26 protein-coding genes are annotated in these 23,868 nt (G+C 35.6%); 24 read left to right on the forward strand and 2 right to left on the reverse strand.

From position 1 onward, the window contains the following. Position 1: 1 nt before the first annotated feature. Together IPP32_08925 and IPP32_08930 are read right to left on the reverse strand one after the other, a co-directional pair. Positions 2-2,536: a hypothetical protein gene (locus IPP32_08925; GenBank protein ID MBL0048199.1), complete on the reverse strand. Its 2,535-nt coding sequence runs from the start codon at positions 2,534-2,536 to the stop codon at positions 2-4. Then, the gene (locus tag IPP32_08930) at positions 2,533-3,453 is read right to left on the reverse strand and encodes a DJ-1/PfpI family protein (GenBank protein MBL0048200.1); all 921 of its coding nucleotides are present in this window, start codon (positions 3,451-3,453) and stop codon (positions 2,533-2,535) included. Before IPP32_08930 ends, IPP32_08925 begins: the two co-directional genes overlap by 4 nt. 441 nt (positions 3,454-3,894) lie before the next feature. Here IPP32_08930 and IPP32_08935 point away from each other — a divergent pair, with 441 nt between their 5' ends. The 24 genes from IPP32_08935 to IPP32_09050 all read left to right on the forward strand — a co-directional run bounded on the left by IPP32_08935 (position 3,895) and on the right by IPP32_09050 (position 23,853). Beyond that, positions 3,895-4,110 (forward strand): hypothetical protein, encoded by a 216-nt coding sequence (locus tag IPP32_08935; protein ID MBL0048201.1) that lies wholly within the window; start codon positions 3,895-3,897, stop codon positions 4,108-4,110. Positions 4,111-4,222: 112 nt separating this feature from the next. Continuing rightward, on the forward strand, positions 4,223-4,726 hold the full coding sequence (locus IPP32_08940; GenBank protein ID MBL0048202.1) for a response regulator: 504 nt from the start codon (positions 4,223-4,225) through the stop codon (positions 4,724-4,726). 90 nt (positions 4,727-4,816) lie between these two features. Further along, positions 4,817-5,230, forward strand: coding sequence for a response regulator (locus tag IPP32_08945; GenBank protein ID MBL0048203.1), 414 nt, complete (start codon positions 4,817-4,819; stop codon positions 5,228-5,230). A gap of 35 nt (positions 5,231-5,265) precedes the next feature. Beyond that, positions 5,266-6,429: a two-component sensor histidine kinase gene (locus tag IPP32_08950; protein MBL0048204.1), complete on the forward strand. Its 1,164-nt coding sequence runs from the start codon at positions 5,266-5,268 to the stop codon at positions 6,427-6,429. A gap of 66 nt (positions 6,430-6,495) precedes the next feature. Further along, complete coding sequence (locus IPP32_08955) at positions 6,496-7,089, forward strand: hypothetical protein (protein ID MBL0048205.1); 594 nt, start codon at positions 6,496-6,498, stop codon at positions 7,087-7,089. Positions 7,090-7,091: 2 nt separating this feature from the next. Further along, the gene (locus IPP32_08960; GenBank protein MBL0048206.1) at positions 7,092-7,886 is read left to right on the forward strand and encodes a CPBP family intramembrane metalloprotease; all 795 of its coding nucleotides are present in this window, start codon (positions 7,092-7,094) and stop codon (positions 7,884-7,886) included. Between the two features lie 48 nt (positions 7,887-7,934). Beyond that, a complete protein-coding gene (locus IPP32_08965; protein ID MBL0048207.1) occupies positions 7,935-10,442 on the forward strand; it encodes a cation-translocating P-type ATPase in 2,508 nt (835 codons plus the stop codon). Positions 10,443-10,566: 124 nt separating this feature from the next. Beyond that, a complete protein-coding gene (locus tag IPP32_08970; GenBank protein ID MBL0048208.1) occupies positions 10,567-11,283 on the forward strand; it encodes a glycosyltransferase in 717 nt (238 codons plus the stop codon). A gap of 45 nt (positions 11,284-11,328) precedes the next feature. Next, positions 11,329-11,685: a four-helix bundle copper-binding protein gene (locus tag IPP32_08975; GenBank protein ID MBL0048209.1), complete on the forward strand. Its 357-nt coding sequence runs from the start codon at positions 11,329-11,331 to the stop codon at positions 11,683-11,685. A 211-nt stretch (positions 11,686-11,896) separates the two neighbouring features. Next, entirely contained in the window at positions 11,897-13,831 is a 1,935-nt protein-coding gene (locus IPP32_08980; GenBank protein ID MBL0048210.1) for a T9SS type A sorting domain-containing protein, read from the forward strand. A gap of 103 nt (positions 13,832-13,934) precedes the next feature. Continuing rightward, positions 13,935-14,084, forward strand: a complete 150-nt coding sequence (locus IPP32_08985) for a hypothetical protein (protein ID MBL0048211.1) — start codon at positions 13,935-13,937, stop codon at positions 14,082-14,084. A gap of 56 nt (positions 14,085-14,140) precedes the next feature. Continuing rightward, on the forward strand, positions 14,141-15,226 hold the full coding sequence (locus IPP32_08990) for an AI-2E family transporter (GenBank protein MBL0048212.1): 1,086 nt from the start codon (positions 14,141-14,143) through the stop codon (positions 15,224-15,226). 22 nt (positions 15,227-15,248) lie between these two features. Continuing rightward, positions 15,249-15,722 (forward strand): DNA starvation/stationary phase protection protein, encoded by a 474-nt coding sequence (locus IPP32_08995; protein ID MBL0048213.1) that lies wholly within the window; start codon positions 15,249-15,251, stop codon positions 15,720-15,722. Between the two features lie 151 nt (positions 15,723-15,873). Then, on the forward strand, positions 15,874-16,566 hold the full coding sequence (locus IPP32_09000) for an ABC transporter permease (GenBank protein MBL0048214.1): 693 nt from the start codon (positions 15,874-15,876) through the stop codon (positions 16,564-16,566). Further along, positions 16,563-17,348 carry an ATP-binding cassette domain-containing protein gene (locus IPP32_09005; GenBank protein ID MBL0048215.1) on the forward strand — a complete coding sequence of 262 codons (786 nt, stop codon included), beginning with the start codon at positions 16,563-16,565 and terminating at the stop codon, positions 17,346-17,348. The genes IPP32_09000 and IPP32_09005 overlap by 4 nt, the downstream gene beginning before the upstream one ends. A gap of 80 nt (positions 17,349-17,428) precedes the next feature. After that, on the forward strand, positions 17,429-18,130 hold the full coding sequence (locus IPP32_09010; protein ID MBL0048216.1) for an MCE family protein: 702 nt from the start codon (positions 17,429-17,431) through the stop codon (positions 18,128-18,130). Positions 18,131-18,132: 2 nt separating this feature from the next. Next, positions 18,133-19,974: a hypothetical protein gene (locus IPP32_09015; protein ID MBL0048217.1), complete on the forward strand. Its 1,842-nt coding sequence runs from the start codon at positions 18,133-18,135 to the stop codon at positions 19,972-19,974. Between the two features lie 38 nt (positions 19,975-20,012). Then, a complete protein-coding gene (locus IPP32_09020; protein MBL0048218.1) occupies positions 20,013-20,942 on the forward strand; it encodes a YihY/virulence factor BrkB family protein in 930 nt (309 codons plus the stop codon). Between the two features lie 141 nt (positions 20,943-21,083). After that, positions 21,084-21,269, forward strand: coding sequence for a CsbD family protein (locus IPP32_09025; GenBank protein ID MBL0048219.1), 186 nt, complete (start codon positions 21,084-21,086; stop codon positions 21,267-21,269). A gap of 98 nt (positions 21,270-21,367) precedes the next feature. After that, positions 21,368-21,952, forward strand: coding sequence for a hypothetical protein (locus IPP32_09030; protein ID MBL0048220.1), 585 nt, complete (start codon positions 21,368-21,370; stop codon positions 21,950-21,952). Between the two features lie 113 nt (positions 21,953-22,065). Continuing rightward, positions 22,066-22,920 carry a hypothetical protein gene (locus tag IPP32_09035; GenBank protein ID MBL0048221.1) on the forward strand — a complete coding sequence of 285 codons (855 nt, stop codon included), beginning with the start codon at positions 22,066-22,068 and terminating at the stop codon, positions 22,918-22,920. Positions 22,921-23,149: 229 nt separating this feature from the next. Beyond that, a complete protein-coding gene (locus tag IPP32_09040; GenBank protein ID MBL0048222.1) occupies positions 23,150-23,350 on the forward strand; it encodes a general stress protein CsbD in 201 nt (66 codons plus the stop codon). A 45-nt stretch (positions 23,351-23,395) separates the two neighbouring features. Next, on the forward strand, positions 23,396-23,554 hold the full coding sequence (locus tag IPP32_09045; GenBank protein MBL0048223.1) for a lmo0937 family membrane protein: 159 nt from the start codon (positions 23,396-23,398) through the stop codon (positions 23,552-23,554). A gap of 23 nt (positions 23,555-23,577) precedes the next feature. Then, complete coding sequence (locus tag IPP32_09050) at positions 23,578-23,853, forward strand: YtxH domain-containing protein (GenBank protein MBL0048224.1); 276 nt, start codon at positions 23,578-23,580, stop codon at positions 23,851-23,853. The last annotated feature ends 15 nt before the right edge of the window (positions 23,854-23,868 follow it).

Here is a 23,868-nt window from a genome sequence, read left to right on the forward strand (position 1 = left end):
GTTACTTTTTCAAATTTTCCAAATACTGATTTTCATAATTCTGAATAGCTTCCATTAACAGCGCATCTTCAGCAAATTTGATACGCAATGCTGCATAAACTTCCTTGCCGCGGCTATCGGCTAACATAGTTAGCAATTGCACATTTTGAAAAATATCATTTAAATCATTTTCAATTAAAGATTTTGTAAAGCGATCGAAAAGAATAGGGTAGGCCGCTTCAGCTTTTTCTAAAGCACAAATAGTATTTACAGCCGCAAAGGGATAATCCCAAACCGGTGTTGCTAAATACCATCGTGGCGATTTATTATCCTTTAAGCAGTTTAATGAAAACTCTAAGGCGCGCGGATCTCCTAGTTGTTGAAGTCCGTTTAAGGCACTAATTCGGCTTTGACTTTTCCAAGAAGGTTTTTTGTCTAATGCTATCAAGGTTTCAAATGCTAACGGACTTTTTGTTTTTCCCAATGCAATAGCAGCTGCATTAACTACTCTGTCGCTTTTATCTGTTAACGCATTTATATAGATATCGACATAATTAGCGTCTGCTGAATTGCCTAAAAAAGAAATTGCTGAAGTTTTAAGCCACGAACTTTCATTTTTTATCAAGTTTAACAGCAATGCTTCTGTAGCGGCGCTCGGAGTTTTGGAGCTGATTTTTCTTAAGGCGCCCAATGCATACATGCGATATCTCCAATAAGCATTTGATTGTATTTCATTTTTAAATGCTGCTTCCACTTTAGCTTTGTAAGTTAAATCAATAGTGGTATCCATTGCACTGCCAACAAGGGCATCCATTGCTTTTTGACGTGCTAAAACTGATTTACTGTTTGCTAACTGGTACAGATATTCTTCTTTTGTTTTCTCAAATTTTGTTTCACAAATCCATGTTTCTTCCCAATCAAAATTTAGCATTTTTGGAGATTCAGTTAGATGAAACGTAAACACATTTTCCTGCTTTGCTTCGAGCTGAATTTGTTTTATGTTGTTATCCATTTCAATTTCTACCATTCCTTTAAAATATCCTACTTGTTGCTGCTTGTTGGTTGAATCGAGGTTTTGTGTTTGCGACACATGCAATTCCAATTCTTTCTTCGGGAGGTTATATACTTGTGTTACTTTAAATTCTGGTAAGCCAATAGCATCTACCCATTGTTCAAAAAACCATTGATAGGACTTTCCTGTGACAGCATTGACTACCTCAATGAAATTGTCAGTTGTAACTTGTTTGTGGGCATACTTTTTTACATAGGTGTGAATAATATTCCACCAATTTGTTTCACCTACTTCTTTCTGTAACATACGTAAAACAAGCGCTCCTCTGTATTTAGCATAATTGTCGTTTACAAAACCAATTGTATCCTTTTGTAAATTAATTCGGATTGGATGCTTGTAACCTGATTGCCAATCTGCCAATACAGTTCCCTTTTCGAAGGGTATATAGTAACTTAGATATTCATCTTTAGTGTTATTTTTTGCGGTATAGCATCCGGCAAAATATTGGGCGAAAGCTGCATTTAGCCAATTATCCTCCCATGATTGAGGTGAAATTAAATTCCCAAACCATTGTCCGGCGAGAGCTTGCACGGCAATTCCATCCCAGAGGTAGCTAAAATCCTGATGTACTCCATAATCATCGATGTAATTATCGGAAAGCATTCCCAGCATGTGTTGACCGTTCAAGCCAGGGAAAGGGTAATCTTGAAGCATCACCTGTGAATACTGATTGAAAGGATATGTGAATCCGGTTTTTTCTTCCAAAAATGCCAGCATGTCCGGCAAAAGTTTGGTGGTTGCTTTTACAGCCTCTATTTCATTCGAGTAAGCAAAATTATGAATACTTGCACGCTCAGTTTTTTGAACTACATCTACATATTCTCCCACCACCAGTGATACCAAATAATTTGGAAATGATACATTGGAAGCATAGTGAAAAGTTCTTGTATTATCTGCATTAACAATAGTTTCAATTAATTTACCATTGCTTATAACCATAAGCGGTAGTTCTACTGTAGCAGTTATTTCGGTGGTATGCAAGTCGGCAATATCTTCCTTACAAGGAAACCAATATTTGTTACCCTCAGGTTCACCACTCGACCAAATTTGTTTGTGCTTGTTGGGAGTAGTGCTGGTAGGCTCAAAGAAGCGCAAACCTTTACCAAAACTACCCCATATGGCATTTGGATCAGATTTATTTTCGTAAGTTGTGTGATAGTTAATGGTAATTTTTACCGTATCACCGGAAAGGCAATTTTTATCTAACAATAAAGCAAGTGCATTTTTGGCTGCACTGTCGTTGTATACAAATTTCAACTTTTTGTTTTTTATGTACACACTCTCAATATGGAGTTTTGCTGCATCTAACAAGAGTATATTGGATGTATTTAGAACTCTTGCAGTTATTTCAGCTGTGCCATAGGCTTGTCTTTTTTGCCAATCAAATTTTAAATTTAATGCCAGGTGCAACACATCTATCTCTTGCGAAAAAGCAAGAATAGGTAAACAGAGTTGAAGCAGGAAGGAAAAAAATAGTTTCATCATTTGCTTTTATAAATACGCATCATTTGTTTATCACTGCTTAATCCAACCTTGTTTGCGATTTCGATTCGTGATAAATCAGGGTTCTTCATGAGTTCACTAATTTTTTCCTTTCGGATGAGATTGATAAAGTGGTTGACAGTTATCTCGGTTTCCTTTTTAAATACTCGGGTAAAATTTCGTTCACTCATTCCTGCAACATCCGCTAATTCACCAATCGAAAACTTTTTCTTTATATTTTTTAGAATAAAATCCTGGGCTTTGTGTATACCTGCATGAATGTGGTTTCGAAATTTGAGTAATTCACTTTCTTGAGATGCAGCGCCATTTCTGCGCTTGTATACCACCAGTTCACGCGCCACCAAATGGGCAAAATAGCTACCTTTTAGCTGTTCAATAATGTGCAAGGTTAAATCAATTCCGGAGGCAATTCCGGCACTGGTATAGATGCCATTTTGATGCGTGAATAAAATATTTTCCTGCACTTTAGCTTCTGGATACAGCTGCTGCAGCTCTTTTGTTTTTTTGAAATGTGTAGTACAATTAATTCCATCTAATAAGCCACATTCAGCCAAAACAAAAGCACCCGCACAAATACTGCAAAGCGTTACTCCATTTGCATGTTGCATAACTATCCAATTTAATAAATCCTTTTGCTTCTTAAATGGGAGCGAGGTTAAATAGGTGAAATTTGAACCAGGAATAAACAAATAGTCTCCCTTTTTTAATTTACAGCTTTTATAACTTTTTACCTTGCCAAGCGGTAATCCTGCAGTGGAGACAATATTGTTTTCTAAGGAACAATATTCAATTTCGAAATCAGCACCATAGTCCATTGCTTCATGAATGGCTTGATCAGGGCCTGCTAAATCAAGTAAATGAATTTGAGGTAAAAGGAGGAAAGTAAATTTTGTTGTCATATTGCAAGAATTTGAGTTGCAATATTAACTACTAAAACTAGTAAATGAAGGTCAATAATCAGACATTTTCGGCCAACTGATTTTGAGTTGTCACTAAATCTCCAACGATTACAAACAGAACCAATCCTTTTAAAAGCATTCTTAAAGTAACGATTTTACAAACACAACTTTTTATTGTTCAATCAACTTAATCAGTATTCCCGGCATATCGCTGACTTGCCAATATTTTGCTTTCATTAATGAGATCCTAATTTAGGACATACAACTTGTTGCATATTACTTCCTAATTTAGTTTTAATGAGCTAAATTTTGTTTATGCAAAGCATGTGTAAGGCTTAACTGAAACGCTTTTGTTCAATGAATTGTGAAACATAAATAAAAGATAACATAAGAGTTTAAAAAAGTATTGATACGAAATTTGTATCAGTTAATAAAAAGCAAATGGCAAAACGAAAAACAGTTGGAATTATCAGTGTATGCATTGGAATACTTATGCTGATATACAGCGCTTATGATTGGATGAGTGCAAGAAAAATTGTGGATGCCGGTCCGGTAAAGATTTATAATGAACAAGCGTTTTCATTCAGTTGGCCTCCAATTATTGCAGTACTCTTGTTTGCCGGAGGAATTGCGATTGTGGTGAGCGAAAAGAAATAAGCAATCAAAACATTGAAATGAGCAGAAAAGAAATGTGTGAATTATATAATCTTTTTTATACTCTTTATAATCAGAACCAAATTAATAGTATCAACTTTGAACCCAGCTAAAAATGCGAATAGAACATAACTCCACAAATTCAGCAAGCTATTTACAAAAAGTGAAAACGAAAATAAAAACAGCTCCCTTATCCATTCTGTTAGCAGATGATGATAAAGATGACCGTTATTTTTTTGAAAAGGCCCTAAAAGAACTAAGCATTCCCACCTTAATTAATTCAGTGAATGATGGCGAACAGCTCATGCTGTATCTCGTAAAACACGCAGCAAATTTACCGGATGTTTTATTTTTGGATTTGAGCATGCCTCGAAAAAACGGATTTGAATGTCTTTCTGAAATCAAGGAAAATCAAGTATTAAAGAACATACCGGTCATCATGTTTTCAACTTCTTACACTAAGGATTTCAATTATGAAAAGAACATGATAGAAACACTGCAGAAAATAGGCGCGCAAGACTACATTCGCAAACCCGATAACTTCGAAAAGCTGAAAGAAGTAATAAAACTAGCCTTGGATCGAATCATCGACAATATAATACTTCCACATGTTGCTTAAAAGTACGGGGAACTAATACAGGTTCCTTGTTATCTGATTAAAACCGTGTTATACCCAACTGAAACAAGCGAAGCCAAGCTGCTAAAAATTATGCTGGCAGATGATGATCAGGATGACCGATTCTTTTTTAATAAAGCCTTGCATAAATTGGATTTAAAGTACTTGCTTACAACAGCTGAGGATGGAGAGCAATTGATGGATTTTTTAAATCAGAATGTACGAGACTTGCCCCATGTTTTATTTCTAGATCTTAATATGCCTCGAAAAAATGGTTCTGAGTGTTTAAAAGAAATTAGGCAGAATAAACTTCTTGAAACCTTACCGGTTATAATTTATTCCACCTCCCTGCATAGAGATATTGCAGACGAGTTGTATAAAAATGGGGCGCATTATTACATCAAAAAATGTGATTTTGATCCCCTGTTAAAAATAATTTCCAAAGCGCTTAAACTGCTTACTATAAACACATTACAACCCAGTCGCGATAACTTTATACTGAGTTAATAATTACACACTTAAATTAAGACACACAATAGTACATGAAAACTGCATTAAGTATTGCAAAGAATAAGTTGGCATTGCAATCTAGAGAGAAAGGAAAGCGAGCAGCCGAGCTTATTGTTGCAAATAAAAAACTGGCTTTTCAAAACAAGGAAAAGGGGAAACGCGCAGCCGAATTAATTATTGCCAACAAAGAACTTGCCTTTCAAAATAAGGAAAAAGGAAAACGAGCTGCTGAATTAATTGTAGCCAATAAAGAATTGGCTTTTCAAAATAAAGAAAAAGAAAAGAAAGCTGCTAAACTCATTGTTGCAAACAAAGAATTAGCTTACCAAAATAAAGAAAAAGGAAAACGTGCTGCCGAATTGATTATTGCAAATAAAGAATTGGCATTTCAAAATAAAGAAAAGGGTAAACGTGCTGCTGAATTGATTATTGCTAATAAGGAACTTGCCTTTCAAAATAAGGAAAAGGAAAAAAAGGCAGCAAAGCTTATTGTTGCCAACAAAGAGCTTGCATTTCAAAATAAGGAAAAAGGAAAGCGTGCTGCCGAGCTCATAATAGCCAATAAGGAATTGGCATTTCAAAGCAAAGAGAAAGGAAAGCGAGCTGCTGAATTAATAATTGCAAATAAAGAATTAGCCTATCAAAACAAAGAAAAAGAAAAGCGGGCAGCAGAATTACTCATTGCCAACGAAGATTTGACTACCTTCACCTATGTATCGAGTCACGATTTGCAAGAACCATTGCGTAAAATCAAGAATTTTGTAACGGTTTTGCTTGCGGAAGAAGAAAAAAACTTATCTCCGGAAGGAAAAAATTACCTGCACCGCACCAATCACATTGCCAAAAGAATGCAAGATTTGATTGAAGATTTGCTGGTATATGCGCGTGCAAAAAGTGGCGATCAAAAATTTGAAAAAACCAACCTTTCAAAAATTGTTGGGGAGGTAATTGCCGATTACGACGAAACCATTAAAGACAAGCGAGCAATAATCAGTTGCAACGGATTTTGTTTTGCAAAAATAATTCGATTCCAGTTTAGTCAGGTTATTAATAACTTGATTGGCAATTCGCTTAAATTTTCAAAACCGAAGATTCAACCCGAAATTCAAATTAAATTCGAAATTAAAAGTGGAGCAGAGATAAAATCAAAGAATAAAAAGACAGCCAATTTTGATGCAACAAAAGGCGCAAATTAATTTTTTCGATTAAATTAATTCTAGTGAATTGTATTACTAGTATTACCTTTGCTTACAAAACAATTTATGTGGTGGCAATATTTCTTGGTTTTTTTGGGTGCATTTTTATTTGATGTAGTTCCCTTTCCTTTTCCTCCGGCTTTTGCCATCATGGTACCCTTGCAAATTTACTTTCAGCTTAATCCTTGGTGGGTTATATGTGTTGGTGTTGTTGGTTCTGTGTTTGGTCGATTTACACTCACCCTTTACATCCCGCTCTTGGCGGATAAAATATTTAAAAACTCCAAAAATGAAGACGTTGTATTTTTGGGTAGTAAACTAAAAGAAAAAGGTTGGAAGAGTCAGGCGGTTATTCTTGCCTATTCACTTTTACCATTACCAACTACTCCCTTGTTTTTAGCGGCAGGTATGGCTAAGATTAAGCCTATTTATATTATCCCCGCTTTTTTTGTTGGCAAATTTACCAGTGATACTCTCGCCGTTTTTTTCGGTAAATATGCTGCCGAAAACTTTGACAGCATCATGCACTCTGCTTTATCGTGGAAGTCTATCAGCAGTTTCTCCTTTGGAATACTGCTACTATTTGCATTGCTATTTGTGGATTGGCGCTCCCTCATACAATTGAAAAAATTTAATTTAAATTTTAAAATTTGGAAATAAGCATGAAACAATTTCTACTGTTTTGTGTGTTGGCTTATTCTATTTCTTGGTTGATTTGGCTTCCCTTATACGGACCAACTGTTGGAATTTATACCTTACCAATTATTCCTTACCACCATGCCATTGGCGCTCTTGGGCCACTAATGGCTGCATTTATTACCACCTTCATATATAAAAGGGGAGCAGGAATAAAATTGCTTTTGCAATGCTGTATTAAAGTACGACCAATCCTTTATTTGTTAATTGCAGCATTTGCACCAACAATTCTTGGATATTGTGCACTACTTGCTACTTCAATTATGCATAATGTGACTCCCAATTCAATCGATCTTTTTACCTCAAAAGAATTTCCGAATTTTAGCATACCCAGCCTAGTTGTTTACAATTTACTTTTTTTCGGTTTTGGTGAAGAAGTTGGCTGGCGAGGCATTGCGCTACCCTTTTTGCATACAAAAATGAATGCATTATCAGCGAGTTGTGTATTAACAATTGTATGGGCCATGTGGCATATTCCACTCTTCTTTTATCGGCCGGGATATATGGATATGGATGTGATGGCGATTGTGGGATGGGTGCTGAGCTTGCTTACGGGGAGTATTCTATTAACTTGGTTGTATAATTCATCAAAAGGTAGTTTACTTATTTGTGCTATATTTCATTCAACCATTGATATTGCATTTACTTCGCAAGCCATGATACAGCCAAGTATTAACTATTTGGGCTTTCTAATAACGGTTTGGGGAGTATTGACGGTATTCATTTTTAAAGCGAAAAAATTATCTGTTTTTGCTTTATAATTTTGATGGAAATTAACCTTCGCAAAGCGTAAATAAATTCAACATAAAGTGTCAGAAAATCAATTCAATATTCCGGGGTTAAGCGCGGCGCAAGTGCTGGAGGCGCGAACTAAATTTGGTACAAATACACTTCAGTACAAAAAGGAAAATACATTTTTAATTCGTGTTAAGAATATCCTTCTCGAACCGATGGTATTGATGCTATTGGTAGCGGCCACAATTTATTTTACCAGTGGCAAAACAAGCGATGGGATTTTTATGTTAGCAGCAATTCTTTTTTCAGCTGCCATTTCATTATATCAAGATTCAAGAAGCAAAAATGCTTTAGAAAAACTTAAACAGTTTAGCCAAGCCAAATGCAAAGTTTATCGAGATGGTAAACTGATACAAATTGGAAGTGAAGAATTGGTGGTGGGAGATAGCTTATTGGTAGAAGAAGGAACATCAATAACAGCCGACGGAATCATTATTCAATCGAATGATTTTTCTGTAAACGAATCGATCTTAACCGGTGAATCGATGCCGGTGTTTAAGGATAAATCCAAGGACAATAATCTGATTTATAAAGGAACAGCCGTTGCGAGTGGCTTGGCAATTGCAACCATTACAGCAATAGGCAATTTAACAAAACTGGGTAAAATTGGTAAGAGCCTTGAAAGTATTGAGGAAGAAAAAACGCCACTTGAATTGCAAATCAGCAATTTTGTTAAGAAGATGATGATGGGCGGTGCGCTTGTTTTTGCGGTAGTTTGGGGTATAAATTACCTTCATTCACGCGTCTTTCTTGACAGTCTCTTACGCTCACTTACCTTGGCGATGAGTATTATGCCCGAAGAAATTCCGGTTGCCTTTACCACATTTATGGCTCTTGGTGCTTGGCGCCTGATGAAAATGGGAGTTGTTGTAAAACAAATGAAAACTGTTGAAACGCTTGGTAGTGCTACTGTAATTTGTACAGATAAAACCGGAACCCTTACCGAAAATAACATGCGTTTGGCAAAGTTATTTGTTTGGAAAAGTAAAACATTTACAACGCCTGAATCCATGGCATCTGCATCAGATAAAGAATTGCTTCGCATCGCTATGTTTGCGAGTGAGACTATTCCGTTTGACCCAATGGAAGTTGAACTGCACGCTGCCTATAAGAATTCGGCAGGCACAGATGAGCGACCACATTATAAAATGATTCATGAGTATGCTTTGAGCGGAAAGCCTCCGATGATGACGCATATTTTCGGGAACGATAAGGATAAAAAAATCATTGCAGCCAAAGGCGCCCCTGAAGCACTTTTAACAGTTTGCAACTTAACCGAACAGCAGAAACAAGAAATTATTGATGCCATTCATGTTTTGGCAGTTGAAGGATATCGTATTCTGGGAGTCGGAGAAGCAAACTTTGAGGGAACAAGCTATCCATTGAAACAGGAAGAATTCAAATTTGAATTCTTAGGTTTAGTTGCATTTTACGATCCTCCCAAGCACAACATACAAAAGGTGTTGGAAGATTTTTATAAGGCGGGTATTGCAGTTAAAATTATTACCGGCGACAATGCAGCTACCACTATTTCAATTGCCAAACAAATTGGATTCAAGGGTTTCGAGAAAAGCATTTCCGGTGACGAATTAATGAAGCTGTCAGATGCTGATTTAAATGAAGTGGTAGTGAACAATAATATATTTACCAGAATGTTTCCGGAAGCAAAACTTAAAATAATTACTGCCTTAAAAAATCACAATGAAATAGTTGCCATGACCGGCGATGGCGTAAATGACGGACCTGCTTTAAAAGCTGCTCATATAGGAATTGCAATGGGAAAAAAGGGAACCGAAATAGCCAAACAAGCCGCCTCCTTAATTTTATTGGAGGATGACCTTTCCAAAATGGTGGATGCTGTGGCAATGGGGAGAAAAATTTATACTAACCTAAAAAAGGCAATTCAATACATTATTTCAATCCATATTCCGATTATACTAACCGTATTTATTCCATTAGCCTTAGGATGGATTTATCCCAACATTTTTTCACCCATACATGTAATATTTTTAGAGTTGATCATGGGGCCAACCTGTTCCATCATATACGAGAATGAACCTTTTGAGAAAAATTTAATGATTCAAAAACCAAGGCCGTTTACCACCACTTTTTTTAGTTGGAAAGAATTAGCAACGAGTATTGTGCAAGGAATTGTTATAACAGTTGGAACTTTATTTACATATCAGTATGCGGTTCAGACGGGTTGCGACGAACAGGCTACGCGCACGATGGTATTTATTACACTAATTAGTTCAAATATATTCCTAACCTTAATTAATCGTTCATTTTACTATTCCATATTCACTACACTTCTGTATAAAAATAATTTAGTGGTATTAATAATATGTATTACGGTAATAATTTCGGGTTTAATTTTATATGTGAAACCACTAACGGTATTTTTCGAATTTGAAGTATTGCCTGGTACTGCGGTATTTTTAAGCGCCGGAGTTGGCTTTATTTGTGTTATTTGGTACGAATGTGTTAAATGGTGGAAGAGAATTTATCGAGCAAAAATATAGTCTTTAAGTAAGTTGAAAATATTTTTGTGTGCTGTGAATTTTATAAGAGATATGCAGAGTTATGTAACAATTGCAAAATAGGTAGTGTGCAACTTTGAGGCTACAAACCTAATGCTGAATTTACATGTACGCCTCCATCGAAAAGTTTAGTTCAACAACGCCCAACAACCAATTTTTCTGTTTCTTCAAACCGTATTCTATCTTAATTTTATTGTTACTTGTTCTACCCGAGAATGCATCAGCAAAAGTTACTAGTTCCAAAAGAGCATTTGTATTAAATTCTGCAACGGCTTTTAAAGCAGCTACCAGAAAATTATGGGAAGAACAAAGTACATGGAATCGAAACCTAATATTATGCATTGCTGATAACTTACCCGGAATAGATCCAACCGAAAAAAGATTATTATTTAATCAAACAGAAATCGGAAACAGCATCAAACCTTATTTTGGAGAAGATGCAGGTAATAAATTTACCGAACTGTTAGTTGTTCATACTTTTATTTCGGAACAAGTTATGCGTGCATGTAATGCAAATAACACCGATATACCGGATGAACTGGCTAGTAGATGGCAAGCAAATGCTACCGATATTGCGATTTACCTAAACAAAATAAATTCGAAATGGGCACTCGATGATTTAAATAAAATTCTTAGCCATCATTTAAAACTTACCAACGATGTGATTGTGTTGCGATTCAGAAAAGATTATGAAGCCGAAATTGTTGCCTACGATAAACTGCGCGCTGATAATTTAAAACTAGCAGATTATATTTCTGACGGCATAATTAAACAGTTTCCTGAAAAATTTAAAGTTGTTCCAATTCGATTAGCAGCTGAATAAAAGGTTATTCGCATTTTAAATAAATATTAACTAAACTAAATTAGTATGAGCTTACAAAAATATCAAGACTGTATTACTGCTTGTTCCGACTGTGCAGTAGAATGTTCTCATTGTGAAAGCACTTGCCTGAATGAAGAGAATATTAAAAGTCTGGCACGGTGTATAAAGTTAACACACGATTGTGCAGCCATGTGCCTATTTGCAATGGAATCAATGTCGAGCGCAAGTGAGTTTGCAAAACAAATTTGCAGTCTTTGTGCAGACATGTGCAATACCTGTGCATTAGAATGCGAAAAACAAACCACTCTTGAGCACTGTTTAAAATGTGCTGAAGTGTGTCGTAAATGTGCCGTAGAATGCCATAACATGAATCGTATGGAGTTTGCAAAAATGAGTTCTTAACTGCTATGGTAAATTGTAAATCACTATTTTTTTAGTAATAAGCAAAATAGTTGAAGCTTAGCTATAAGAAATTAGGTCACAAATTTCATTCACGAATTAAAAATGCCTTGCACATCGTAAGGCATTTTTATTTGGAATTATGTAATAAATGAAAAATGTTATGTAACACAATTGAATTGTCATGTGTGAATTTTGTAGTACAATTTCTATTTTGAAAAAGCTACCATTTCTTCTCTACTTTATCTTCTTTGTTGCTCCTTCTTTTGGAATAGCTGCAACACGCTATTGGGTTGGTTCAGGCAATTGGAATAGCAGTTCAAATTGGGCGTATTTGAGTTCAGGAATTCCAGGTGCATCAGTCCCGACCTCAATTGATACAGCCTATTTTGAAAGTACTGATTCCTCCTTCTGTATTATTGATACGAATATTGTGGTTGCAGGAATTAGTCTTTTGGATGTGTATGCAGGCAAAATTCAGTTATTACCAGGATATACGCTTTCGATTGGCTTAGCAGGTTATACGCAAGCCGCTGGAACATTTATTGGTGCAGACGGAGATATATCCAGCAAAGGCCCTTTTAAATTATGGGGTGGAATATTTAACTCTACAGTTGGGAATTTGGAGTTGAGTGCCGGATTTCATGCACTTCCCGGTACATTCAACCCCAATGGCGGAACTATTTCATTTGTTGCCAATCAGCAAATTTCGGGAAATGCCAATTTTTATAATGTAACAATTCTAGCCTATGTGTTACTTAATTGCAATTTAGATGTGAATGGCAACTTATTGATTGGTGCAAGCTCCAGCTGCAAATTAGATGTAAGCAGTTCAAGTTTTTACCAAATAAATATTGCTGGAAACTGGACAAATTTAAATTCAGTAACTCTGGGTTCATTTAATCAAAACAATGGTAAAGTTGTATTTGATGGTGCCGCTAATCAACATATAGTTCTCTCACATCCTACCCATACTGAAATTTTTTATAACGCAGAACTTAACAATAGCCAAGGCTTAACACTCCATGCAAATGTTCAAATATTTAATTCCCTTAATTTTATTCTTGGGATTATATATGCTACAACAAATTGCAATTTATACTTTATAAATGCCGCTACAACAAGTGGAGCCAGCTATTTAAGTTTTGTATCCGGGCCGGTTTATAAAACAGGAAAACAAGCATTTACTTTTCCGGTAGGAAAGAATTCAGTTTATGCACCAATTTCTATTGGCGTGGGCATTAGTACCCTAAATCAATTTAAGGCTGAGTATTTTCAAAGTAACCCTACCATTATTTATGACTCTATTAACATGGATATTAGCATTCAACACATTTCGCAATGCGAGTATTGGATGCTACTCAGGACTATTGGCAACGGGAATTTAGCCGTAAAACTAAGTTGGGATACTCGAAGTTGCGGTGTTACAAATCTTTCAGAGTTAAGGGTAGTTTCGTGGAATGGGAGCGTATGGAATAATAGTGGGAATGGAGGTACAACCGGATCCCTTGCCGTAGGAACAATACTTTCAGGTGCTGCAAGTACCAATTTTTCTGCCTTTTCACTTGCTTCAACTGCTTTATCAAACCCGCTACCAATAAACCTTTTAAGTTTTAGTGCACAATTGGATGAGAATAGGGTGGAATTGAAATGGACTACTTCATCAGAATATAATAATGATTTTTTTACGATTGAAAAAAGCCTAAATGGCACAGATTGGAAACCCATCGCTGTAATTTATGGAGCAGGCAATTCTACGAGTACTCTTCAGTACCATTCATTTGATCTGCTAACGCTCTCAAACAATTATTATTATAGGTTAAAGCAAACCGACTTTAACGGAAGCTTCTCATATTCTAATTCTGTTCCTGTTTCCTTTGCAAATAATGATTTTTCGCTTTCTGTATTCCCAAATCCATGCAAAAAAGATGGTTTGTTAAACTTAGCTATTGATGTTGATATTACAGGTAATTATTCTGTTACAATATTTGATTTATATGGGAGAGCATGCGTTATAAATGATCTTAATAGTCCTCAAAACCTGCATCAAATAGTGCTTAATCTAAATGATAAACTCCCGGTAGGCATGTATTACATTTCGGTAATGATCATAAATAAAAAATACACTAAGCTGCTCATGATTAACTAAGCGCTTTATTTAACTAAGTGTGAATCGTGCAATTTTTTAGAAAAGTTATGTAACAGAATGGTAGTTGCTTCACTTCATCTTTGTAATTCAAAATCAATATCAGATGAAAGGTAAAATCAAAAAAATTATAGAAACCTCGAAAGAGAAATTAATTAAAGTGCGTTTGGATTACCGAACACTTATTACCATTACCAACATAGCCTCTTTAGAAGTATGGAAGAAGCGTTATCCGGATGCAAAGGTAATCAGTTAAATTAAATTTCAGTGATTAATTGTAATGATGATGCACTTGTAGCAGCACCAAATCTAATGGACCGTATTCAAAATCTACCTGTTTATATAAAATTTGCAATCGTATCAATCGGCATTTTTGCTATTGTTTGCAGTATGCATTTTGCGCAAAACATAATTTTACCCCTGATTTATGCCATTATAATAGCAATAGTACTGAGTCCTATTGTAAATTTTTTGGTTCGTAAAAAATTCAATAGAATACTCGCTATTTCAATTACTTTAATAACAGTAATTGGATTCTCTATGGCAATATTGATATGGCTTTCTTCGCGGGCCGATATGAAAGCAGAATCTTTCACTATGCTGCTAGCAAAATTTGAGTTGCTACTCCATCAAGGAGAAGCCTGGGTATCCGAGACATTTAATATCCGACTTTCTAAAGTAAAAATTTGGACCAACGATACTAAAGCAGAGGCAATGGTATTAGGTAAATCCCTAGTTGGTAGGACGCTTGTTAATATCGGAAGCGTTTTGGTGGTGCTTGTTCTAATACCGGTATATGTGTTTTTAGTTTTATACTATCGCCCCTTATTAATGAATTTTATTCATCAGTTATTTAGTGCCCATAATCATACGGAAGTGAATAAAGTTTTAAGTGCTACAAAAAAAATTATTCAAAGCTATTTAATTGGACTCATGCTGGAAGCCTTAATTATTGCAACACTTAACTCTGCAAGCTTGTTGATTATTGGAATTGATTATGCTATTTTATTAGGTGTAATTGGTGCTGTCTTAAATTTAATTCCTTACATCGGTGGAATAATCGCAGTATCCTTACCCATGCTTATAGCGCTTGCCACTAAATCGCCTACATCGGCATTTCTTGTTTTAGGCGCCTATATTGTTATTCAGTTTATTGATAACAACTATATAATCGCAAGAGTGGTTGCATCCAAAGTGCAACTCAATGCGCTGGTATCTATGGTGGTTGTCATTTGCGGAGGAGCAATTTGGGGCGTTCCCGGCATGTTCTTATCGATTCCGCTCACAGCAATCATCAAAGTTATTTTTGATCATATCGATGGCTTAAAACCATGGGGATACCTATTAGGCGATAGGATTATGGAAACTCCACCAATAGAAATTTTACCTAAAATTTAATCTTACCAAAATCATAAAAACAATGAAACCAAATATCGGAATTAGTGATAAAAAATTAAAGAACAGTTCAACACTCTTAGCAGATGTGCTTGCCAATGAAATGACATTGTATGTTAAAACCCGCAAAGCACACTGGAATGTTAGCGGAGAAAGCTTCATGGAACTTCATAAACTGTACGAAAATCAGTACAAACAACTTGAACTTTATATTGATGAGATTGCTGAGCGAATTGGTAAACTGGGACAAAAAACAATTGGCACGATGAATGAATTTTTAAAACACAGCAGCATTACTGAAAATCCCGGTAAATATACCGGTTCAAAAGAAACACTCAAAGAATTACTTCACGATCATGAAACTGTTATTGTGCAATTGCGCAAAAATATAAACGAATGTGCAGATACTAATAAAGATGCCGGAACTGCTGATTTCCTTACGGGGATTATGGAAGAACACGAAACGATAACTTGGATTCTAAGAAGATATTTGAATTAACACAATGTCAACAAGCACTCGAGCGGATAAGGTTAAAAATTATGCTACAGAAAAATCCATTTTACTGAGCGAAAAATCTATTGCTAAAAAAGTGGAGGCAAGTAGTTTTTTCGCAGATATTGCAGATGTCTTTCTCTTTATTTCAAGTTTAATGCGGGAAACTTTTTCACGCGGTTTTGAATTTAAAGAGTTCTTAAAACAATGTTATCAAATTGGTTATAAATCACTTGGCTTAATTTCTATAACCGGAACCATTATGGGTTTGGTATTAACCATTCAATCACGGCCTGTACTAGTTGATTTTGGCGCGGTCAATATGCTTCCCGGAATGGTTGCTGTTTCTTTAATTCGCGAAATGGGTCCGGTAATAACAGCATTAATTTGCGCCGGAAAAATTGGTTCAGGAATGGGAGCGGAGCTTGGCTCGATGAAAGTTACCGAACAAATTGATGCCATGGAAGTTTCTTCCACCAACCCGATGCGGTTTTTGGTTGTTACACGCGTATGGGCTGCCATCTTTATGATTCCCATTTTAATTCTTTATGCCGATACTTTAGGAATTTTGGGAAGTTGGGCCGGAGCAAATATTAAAGGAGATGTTTCATTTGTGCTATTCTTCTCACAAGCATTTAGTCACGTTGAATTTATTGACTTCTTACCTGCTTTTGTAAAATCATTTTTTTTCGGTGCTGTTATTGGATTGGTGGGATGTTACAAAGGATATAATGCCGGGCGAGGCACCGAAAGTGTTGGTGTTGCAGCAAATTCAGCTGTTGTGCTTGCTTCCTTGCTTGTGATAATTGTGGATATGATTGCAGTACAAATTACAGATATGCTTCCATGATGACGACTTCTACTAACATATCTCTGCCAAACAATAATTCAGCAGCTACACAAACTGATGTAGCAATTGAAATTACTCACCTCAAAAAAGCCTTCGGCGCGCAGGAAGTTATTAAAGACTTAAATCTTACACTTCATGCAAACGAAAACTTGGTAGTGCTTGGGAAATCAGGAACAGGAAAATCTGTACTCATAAAATGCATTGTGAATTTATTACTTGCTGATAGCGGCTCCATTAAAGTTTTGGGTAAAGAAGTTTCTGAAATGAATTCAGTTGAACTTTCGGAAATGCGTCAAAAAATTGGATTTCTGTTTCAAAGTGGAGCATTATATGATTCGATGACAGTAAGACAAAATTTGGAATTTCCCTTGCGTCGAAAAAAGGATAAATTATCAGAAACCGAATTGGATGCAAAAGTGAAAGAAGTGCTTGAAAATGTTGGGCTTGCAGACGCTATTGAAAAAATGCCTTCTCAACTTTCCGGTGGAATGCGAAAACGCATCAGCTTAGCGCGCACTATTGTTACTGATCCCCTCATAATGCTTTACGACGAACCCACTACAGGGCTGGATCCGGTAACATCTAATGAAATTAGCATGCTCATACTTGACTTGCAAAAAAAGTACAAAACTGCATCCATAATTATAACGCATGATATTAAATGCGCGCTCACTACAGCTAACCGAATTATTATGCTTTCGGATGGTTGCGTTTACAAAGAAGGAACAAAAGAGGAATTCCAAAATTCAGAAGACGAACTTATAGCATCCTTTTTTAACTAAATAAGAATTGCTATTTCAATACTTCTAGTTTTCGAAAATAAATAAATAATTAAATAAGCAGCTTATCAATAATTAAAATCATGGAACCACATTCACAAAAATTTAAAATACGATTAGGTTTATTCATTGCCATAGGTATAGCGCTTTTTGTTGCAGCCATATTTATCATTGGCCGCCAAAAAAATCTTTTTAATCCGGTAATTAAATTGAACTCCACCTTTTATAATGTAAGCGGATTACAAGTTGGGAACAATATTCGTTTTGCCGGAATAAATGTTGGAACAGTTGATAATATTCGAATTGTTAATGACACCACAGTAACCGTGGAGATGATGATTCGAAAAGAAATTCAACAGTTCATTAAAAGCGATTGCAGAGTTTCAATTGGTTCGGAAGGTCTAATTGGCGATAGACTTGTAACAATCACACAAGGCAGTTCCACTTCAAAAGTGGTTAACTCGGGTCAATACCTGGCTTCGAACGAACCGGTTGAAACGGATGCTATTTTAGGAAGCCTTCAAGTAACAGCCGGCAATGCCGAAATAATTTCTGGCCAACTTGCAGAGATAATGGTGAAAGTGAACAGTGGTAATGGCACATTGGGTAAATTGATTCAAGATTCCACAATTGCCGAAAACCTAAATCAAACGATGAATAATTTAAAGAAAAGTACCAAAGGCCTGGATGAAAATATGCAAGCCGCAAAGCACAATATATTGTTTAAAGGTTATTTTAAAAATAAGGCAAAAGATGAGAATAAAAAGAAACAGGAGTTAAAATAATCATGTGGCTCAAAATTGCACTCTTGCTTTCGATGAGTTTCCTATTTTCAATAAAATTTTCAGACGCTCAAAGTACCTCTAACGAAGGTGATTCAAGCAAGCTATATGAAAATATTGAATCGCATTCCAGAAGAAATAAACTCGCCAAATTTGTATATCGAATGATATTCAGACCGGTTAAGTCTGTGGAACCATTAAAAAAAGTCAAAAAGAGAATAGCAAAAAAAATAATTCAAAAACCCAATAGTGCATTTGAAGGAAAAATTATCCGTAACATACACATCGAAACGCTTGACCCATTTGGCTATTCAATTAGTGATACCATAACACGCGATCAAAATTTCTTTTTAAAAGGTGCAAATAAAACACACATTAAAACACAACGTACCACCATTCGTAACCTGTTGCTCATTCATAAAAACCAAGTTTTTGATTCATTACTGGTAAAAGAATCGGAGCGTTTGGTGCGCCGCCAAAGTTATGTGCGCGATTTAGTGGTGTATACTTTACCCGCTTCAAAAAATTCCGACTCGGTGGATGTGTATATTCGTGAATTAGACAAATGGAGTATCATCCCTAAGATTGGCGCATCACCCACGCGTGTAGTGGTTAAATTGGTAGAACGAAATTTTATGGGATGGGGACACGAGTCTCAAAATAACTATACATGGTATCATCGAAATGGGGACGGAGCATTTTACACCGACTATTATGTTCCCAATATCCGTAACACATATATAAGTACAACTTTACATTATGGTACAGATGAATTCAGAAACTCCATACGAAGTTTAGCAATCGACCGTCCATTTTTTTCTCCATACACGAAATGGGCTGCGGGAGCAATATTCACTCAACTGTTGCACAGAGATTCAATATTAACGTTCGATAGTACTTACATTCCACAACGATTCTTGAGCAATACCCAAGATTATTGGATCGGCAATTCCATGCAAATATTTAAAGGAAATTCAGAAACCAATCGCTCCACGAATTTTATATCGGCTTTACATTTTATTCGAACAAAGTATGTTGAAAAACCGGACGCTGTTTATGATAGCACGCAAAGCTATAGTCCCGAAAATTTTTATTTGGCAAGTGTTGGGATATCTACACGTAAATATGTACAAGACAAATTTATTTTCAATTTCGGAATAACAGAAGATGTTCCGGTTGGCAAAGTTTATGCGATTACAGCAGGCTATCTCGAAAAAAACAAGACAGGCAGGACTTACTTAAGCGGAAGAATTTCATTTGGAAATTTTCATTCTTGGGGATATTTGAGTTCTAATTATGAGTACAGTACCTACTTAAGAGCATTAAAAGCAGAACAGGGCATGTTTCGGTTCAGTATAATTTACTTTACTAAATTGCTTGAAATTGGCCGTTGGCGCTTTAGAGAATTTGCCAAACCACAAATCACTTTTGGAATCAATCGAAATCCAGGAGAAAATTTAAATTTAAATGATGGGCCGGCAATCGATGGTTTTAACAGTTCAAATTTATTTGGGGTAAATCGAATTTTACTTAAGCTTCAAACACAATCTTATGCTCCATGGAACATCATAGGATTTAGATTTGGCCCTTATCTTATTTATTCTGTAGGAATGCTCAGCAGCGATGAAACAGGTTTTACCAGAAGCAAAGTGTATAGCCAAATTGGAATTGGATGCTTGATAAAAAACGATAACCTGGTTTTTAATACGTTTCAAATATCACTATCTTTTTATCCTTCCATTCCCGGATATAAGCAAGGCGCCTTTAAAGTAAATTCATTCAAGACAAGTGATTTTGGATTTAGAGATTTTGAGATTGGAAAGCCTTCGACTATTGCCTATGAATAAAATAAATATTTTGGTTAATCCACACTAAAAATCATTAAATGAATCAACTAAAAATAAAATCAAAAAAAATTGCATTTCTTTTAACTGAAACAGTTAGCGAGTTTATTGAGGATAATGGACTTAAACTAAGCGCTGCACTATCTTATTACACCATATTCTCACTACCTCCTTTATTGATTATTATAATAAGTTTAAGCGGTTTCTTTTTTGGTGCTGAAGCTGTGCGAGGGGAAATATTTGGACAAATAAATGGATTGGTAGGAAATGATGCAGCAATGCAAATACAGGAGACAATTAAGAATGTTAAACTTTCAAAGAGCAACACTTTTGCCACAACTCTGGGTTTAATAGTGTTGTTAATTGGAGCTTCCGGAGTGTTTGTGGAAATTCAAGATTCATTAAATTATATATGGGGGATAAAGGCAAAACCTAAGCGTGGATTTATTCGCTTTATTAAAAACAGAGTAACTTCATTTTCAATGATTGGTTCAGCTGGATTCCTTTTGATGGTAGGATTGATCGTGAATTCTATTATGGATGTTCTAAATACTCGATTAACTGCACGCTTTCCACAAGACAGCGTTTATTTCTTTTATGCACTTAATTTATTAATTGTGTTTTTAATCATTTCATTATTGTTTACGGTAATATTTAAAACGCTTCCAGATGGGAAAATTGCTTTGCGCGACTGTGTTATAGGTGCCGGATTTACCGCGTTTCTATTTATGATTGGGAAGTTTGCAATTGGCGCCTACTTGGGAAGTTCTGCAGTCGCGTCAGTATATGGTGCTGCAGGATCTGTTATTTTAATTTTGGTTTGGGTTTACTATTCAGCCATCATTCTCTATTTCGGTGCCGAATTCACTAAAGTGTATGCACTTACACACGGTAAAAAAATTATCCCGAATGCTTATTCCGTTCAAATTCTAAAGGATAAAATTGAAATTGATTCTAAAATCACAAATTGATTTTGCATAAAATTAACTGTTCTGAGTTTCACAACTTGCCTGTGAATAGTATAACTTTTTAGCTGAATTGTATAAGTATGCCACATCGTTTTAAGCCCACCTTTGTGTTGTGAAAATTCTTTCACATTAAAACATAATGATATGAACTCAACTGAAATGAAAGGTAACTGGAACGAACAAAAAGGTAAATTAAAACAACAATTCGCTGAACTAACAGACAATGATTTACTTTTTGAAGAAGGAAAGAAAGATGAAATGATGGGCAGACTTCAAAAAAAATTAGGTAAGACAAAGGAAGAACTTCATCTGCTAATTTCAGGTTTATAAGAAAAATCAACTTTCTAAGGAGCATTCAAAACAAGCTGTATGCCCTTTTAAAGCTGATTATAACTGAAATCCATTCAACAAATCAAAACAGAAATAAAATGAAAAAATTATTTGTAAGCGCATTTCTTATTGTATCATTTGTATTAACACCCACCTTACTTCATGCACAAGCTTGGGAACGTACTTCAAAAGTACTCTCATTAGGAGTTGGTTTTTCTCAATTTTATCACCTCGATGATTATTATTACTACGGCCGAAATGATAATAGAAATGGATATAAATTGACAACCGAACAATTTAATTTTCAAGGAGAATTTGGGATTCATAAATATGTGGGATTGGGCTTTACCATTGGAGTAGGGGGTAGGGGAGCTTTATCCAATAACTACCGCGGAGAATTCAATATTCCGGCAGGTATTGTGTGCAATTTTCACTTTTATCAACTCATTTCGGATAACAGCAAAAAAAATATCCACGGCGATAAAATGGACATTTATGCAGGCTTAAATTTTGGAAGCGGTGTAGCATTTACTTATTATACAAATTCAAATCGTGTTGTTCCATTAGCATTTGGAGGAACACATGTAGGCATTCGCTATTACATCTCTCCAAAATTCGGGCTAAATGCCGAAGTTGGTATGGGAAAAAGTATTGTGAATGCAGGCTTGGTATTTAAGCTCTAAATCCGAAACAGGAATTTTGAAACAATTTATAGAAATTGTGTAAGATTCATCCTGTACTACTTGCAGACTTTTGTACCATAACAATTCCGTTATACTAAAATCCATAATTAAGAATGAAAAAAATAGTTTTGAAAAACAGTTTAACCAAACTTGCTGCACTGGCAATTATGTTAACCTTGTCGGTAGCAAGCTGCAAAAAAGACAAAGACGATACTGTTGAGCCCACTCCTGATCCAACACCTGTAGAAGCGCTAAAAACGACCTACACGTTTAAAGTGAAAGATCTAATTGGTGTTTCCGGTACTGTAACAATTGCCGAAAAAAGCAGTGGAAGTACCGAATCGGTTATTACCATTGCGCTTTCTGGTGCCCCTGTTGGAACGCATCCTGCACACATCCACATGAACTCAGCTATTGAAACGGGTATGATTATGTATCCACTTAATTCAGTTGATGCAGCAGGAAATAGTTCTACAACCTTAGCCGTTTCCTACTCGGCCTTAATTAATTTTGATGGATATATTAATGTTCATCTTGATGCATCCACTTTGGGAACCATTATCGCTCAAGCGGATATCGGAGGTAATTTTATTACTGCTACGAACAAATCCTACGTTATAAACCAGGATTCCGCTTCCGGAGTTTTTGGTGTAGCTAAGTTTGAAAAAAGAAAAAATGGAAATACACTTGTAACTGTGGATTTAACTTCCGGTGGAGTTTTGCCGGCCGGTATGTATCCTGTGCATATTAATTTAGGATCGGTTTCTACCATAGGTATGCCCGTAAACCGTAAAACCTTAAATCCGGTTGATGGTATTACCCGAATGAGTTTCACCAATGTAAGAAACTTAAATGATGGTATAGCAATCAGCTATGACAACTGGTTAGTATACGATGGCTTCATGACAGTGTATGATGCGGCAAATACGAATAATGTTATTGCCTTAGGAAATATAGGGGCTAATTAAGATTAAAATGATTCATAAGTAAGCAGCCTAATTTATTTTAGGCTGCTTTCTTATTTTTAGAACCTTCCATGAATCTTAATTTCATTGCGCTTCTAGTTTTTCTTATTGGGTTTTATGATTGGTTGATATGTGAATTTTATAAAAATTTACAGCTATTGTATAACACGCTTACATGCAGATTATTCAACTTTGTAACGTAATAATACAGTTACAACTAAATCCTATAAAAATGGAAAATTCAACAAATGTTAATGCACCCGTTAAAGGAACCTGGAATGTTCAAAAGGGAAAATTAAAGGAACAATTCAATACGCTTACAGATGAAGACTTACGCTATGAAAATGGTAAAAAGACCGAAATGCTGAGCCGTGTGCAAGTAAAAATTGGAAAAACAAAGGAAGAGTTTGATGCAATTATGGAATCACTATAATTGCTTGCAATCACTTAATTAATATACATTCTAAAAAAAATCAAAATGGGAAATCTTCTTTATACAATTGCAGTCGTGCTGATAATTATTTGGGCCATCGGTTTTTTTGCATACAGCACCGGAGCAATTATACATGTATTACTAGTCATCGCAATAATTGCAATTCTTCTTCGCGTAATTCAAGGAGAAAAAATAATCAAATAATTAATACTTAAAAACAAGAAAAAATGAGAACAGGAAAAGTAGTTGTAGGAATTTTAGCCGGTGTGGCTATAGGCGCACTTGCCGGTGTGTTATTTGCTCCTGATAAAGGAAGCCGTACTCGACGACAAATATTGGATAAAGGTGAAGATCTGGCGGAAGATTTACAAAGTAAATTTGACGATTTGTTAGAAACAGTTACAGAAAAGTATGATCATCTGCGCAAGCAAGCGGATGAACTTACTGAAAAGGGTAAAGCGAAATTTGCCGAAGTTAAAAAGGAAGTAAATCATACCGCTTAGTATCACCCAAAACCA

This window comes from Bacteroidota bacterium (assembly GCA_016721765.1).
GTDB lineage: Bacteria > Bacteroidota > Bacteroidia > UBA4408 > UBA4408 > UBA4408.

Coding starts and splice junctions, on each gene's coding strand:
- IPP32_08925 (MBL0048199.1), bottom strand. CDS start 2,536: ATGATGAAACTATTTTTTTCCTTCCTGCTTCAACTCTGTTTACCTATT.
- IPP32_08930 (MBL0048200.1), bottom strand. CDS start 3,453: ATGACAACAAAATTTACTTTCCTCCTTTTACCTCAAATTCATTTACTT.
- IPP32_08935 (MBL0048201.1), top strand. CDS start 3,895: ATGGCAAAACGAAAAACAGTTGGAATTATCAGTGTATGCATTGGAATA.
- IPP32_08940 (MBL0048202.1), top strand. CDS start 4,223: ATGCGAATAGAACATAACTCCACAAATTCAGCAAGCTATTTACAAAAA.
- IPP32_08945 (MBL0048203.1), top strand. CDS start 4,817: ATGCTGGCAGATGATGATCAGGATGACCGATTCTTTTTTAATAAAGCC.
- IPP32_08950 (MBL0048204.1), top strand. CDS start 5,266: ATGAAAACTGCATTAAGTATTGCAAAGAATAAGTTGGCATTGCAATCT.
- IPP32_08955 (MBL0048205.1), top strand. CDS start 6,496: ATGTGGTGGCAATATTTCTTGGTTTTTTTGGGTGCATTTTTATTTGAT.
- IPP32_08960 (MBL0048206.1), top strand. CDS start 7,092: ATGAAACAATTTCTACTGTTTTGTGTGTTGGCTTATTCTATTTCTTGG.
- IPP32_08970 (MBL0048208.1), top strand. CDS start 10,567: ATGTACGCCTCCATCGAAAAGTTTAGTTCAACAACGCCCAACAACCAA.
- IPP32_08975 (MBL0048209.1), top strand. CDS start 11,329: ATGAGCTTACAAAAATATCAAGACTGTATTACTGCTTGTTCCGACTGT.
- IPP32_08985 (MBL0048211.1), top strand. CDS start 13,935: ATGAAAGGTAAAATCAAAAAAATTATAGAAACCTCGAAAGAGAAATTA.
- IPP32_08990 (MBL0048212.1), top strand. CDS start 14,141: ATGGACCGTATTCAAAATCTACCTGTTTATATAAAATTTGCAATCGTA.
- IPP32_08995 (MBL0048213.1), top strand. CDS start 15,249: ATGAAACCAAATATCGGAATTAGTGATAAAAAATTAAAGAACAGTTCA.
- IPP32_09000 (MBL0048214.1), top strand. CDS start 15,874: ATGCGGGAAACTTTTTCACGCGGTTTTGAATTTAAAGAGTTCTTAAAA.
- IPP32_09005 (MBL0048215.1), top strand. CDS start 16,563: ATGATGACGACTTCTACTAACATATCTCTGCCAAACAATAATTCAGCA.
- IPP32_09010 (MBL0048216.1), top strand. CDS start 17,429: ATGGAACCACATTCACAAAAATTTAAAATACGATTAGGTTTATTCATT.
- IPP32_09015 (MBL0048217.1), top strand. CDS start 18,133: ATGTGGCTCAAAATTGCACTCTTGCTTTCGATGAGTTTCCTATTTTCA.
- IPP32_09020 (MBL0048218.1), top strand. CDS start 20,013: ATGAATCAACTAAAAATAAAATCAAAAAAAATTGCATTTCTTTTAACT.
- IPP32_09025 (MBL0048219.1), top strand. CDS start 21,084: ATGAACTCAACTGAAATGAAAGGTAACTGGAACGAACAAAAAGGTAAA.
- IPP32_09030 (MBL0048220.1), top strand. CDS start 21,368: ATGAAAAAATTATTTGTAAGCGCATTTCTTATTGTATCATTTGTATTA.
- IPP32_09035 (MBL0048221.1), top strand. CDS start 22,066: ATGAAAAAAATAGTTTTGAAAAACAGTTTAACCAAACTTGCTGCACTG.
- IPP32_09040 (MBL0048222.1), top strand. CDS start 23,150: ATGGAAAATTCAACAAATGTTAATGCACCCGTTAAAGGAACCTGGAAT.
- IPP32_09045 (MBL0048223.1), top strand. CDS start 23,396: ATGGGAAATCTTCTTTATACAATTGCAGTCGTGCTGATAATTATTTGG.
- IPP32_09050 (MBL0048224.1), top strand. CDS start 23,578: ATGAGAACAGGAAAAGTAGTTGTAGGAATTTTAGCCGGTGTGGCTATA.